Here is a 1,444-nt window from a genome sequence, read left to right on the forward strand (position 1 = left end):
ATCCCTCTTGCTCCGGTTGGACCAGTGGTTCCTGCTGGACCAGTTACACCTGTTATCCCTCTTGCTCCGGTTGGACCAGTGGTTCCTGCTGGACCTGTTATTCCTCTTGCTCCGGTTGATCCCGTCGATCCAGTTGGCCCTGTTGCACCAGTAGGTCCAGTTGGACCAGTGATCTGCATAATTGTAATGCTGTCTTTATCAATTATTGCAATTCCGCTATTTTTACATATATTTTGCAACAGTGCTGCTCCTTTCTTTATAAATTAATAAATCATTATCTTTTCTAAAAAAACACAAAACATTATACGCATTACCGAATGAGGAGGACACTTTAAGTTAATAAATATTCTGTACAAAATGAAAAGCTATTTAAAATAGAAACCAGCATAGTACAAAAAATACCACTAAAGAAAGTGGTATCAATATCTAGTAATCCGTTGTTTATATAACAGAAAATTCACGTCAAAACTAGGATAAACGAGTAATCGTAATATTTGTACCACTGAAAGTAGCTGGTGCTCCACTAATATTGACCAAAGTCAAAATACTGATGCCTATAAGTGGTGTATTAAATATCGCTTGAGAGTTAAGTCCAACACCCAATCCAATTGTTGAAGATGAATTAACTGACTCTGAACCTGTAATTGGAATTCCCGATAATTGAAATACTACTTGAGCAGCAATACCAGGAAGTGTGGATACCGCTGTTTCATAAATTGCCAGATAAGTCTGGCCAGGTGCAAGTTGTATCTGTGCGGTACCAGGAATATGCGAGATAGATGATCCATTAATGACTAGATTGGTGCTCAATGGAATAGCTGTGTTATTAGGAACTATCTGACTTGCAGGATTTACGATCATTGCATTGCTATTTGTTAGAGAAGGTCCTGTTGGGCCCTGAAGTCCAGTCGGGCCGGTTGATCCTGTTATACCCGTCGCTCCGGTGGCTCCAGTTACACCAGCTGGGCCTTGAAATCCTGTTGGACCGGTTGGACCAGTTGCTCCGGTCGATCCTGTTCTGCCTGTTGCACCAATGGTTCCTGCTGGTCCTTGAGGGCCTGTTGGACCGGTAGGACCGGTTGGACCAGTTGCTCCGGTTGATCCTGTTCTGCCTGTTACACCAATGGTTCCTGCTGGGCCTTGAGGGCCTGTTGGACCGGTCGGACCGGTTGGTCCAGTTGCTCCGCCTCCGGTTTCACCAATAACTCCTGTCGGACCCTGAAGTCCTGTTGGACCGGTTAACCCAGTGGCTCCAGTGGCTCCGGTTGATCCTTCGGCTCCTGTTTCTCCCGTGGCTCCAGTCGCTCCAGGTGATCCGACGGCTCCTGTTTCTCCCATGGCTCCAGTCGCTCCAGGTGATCCGACGGCTCCCGTTTCTCCCGTGGCTCCAGGTGATCCTTCGGCTCCTGTTTCTCCTGTGGCTCCGGTTGATCCGGTTGATCCG

The 1,444-nt window shown here is 46.9% G+C and carries 1 protein-coding gene and 1 pseudogene; both read right to left on the minus strand.

The annotated features are described in order from the left end of the window. Nucleotides 1-239 (minus strand): annotated as a pseudogene (locus tag A3GQ_RS25315) (hypothetical protein); the annotation flags it as partial. A 229-nt stretch (nucleotides 240-468) separates the two neighbouring features. Next, nucleotides 469-1,444: collagen-like domain-containing protein (locus A3GQ_RS25320; RefSeq protein WP_037465862.1), on the minus strand; the 976-nt coding region annotated here is incomplete at its 5' end.

Origin of the sequence: Shimazuella kribbensis DSM 45090 (assembly GCF_000428065.1) — a bacterium.
Taxonomy (GTDB): Bacteria; Bacillota; Bacilli; order Thermoactinomycetales; family Thermoactinomycetaceae; genus Shimazuella; species Shimazuella kribbensis.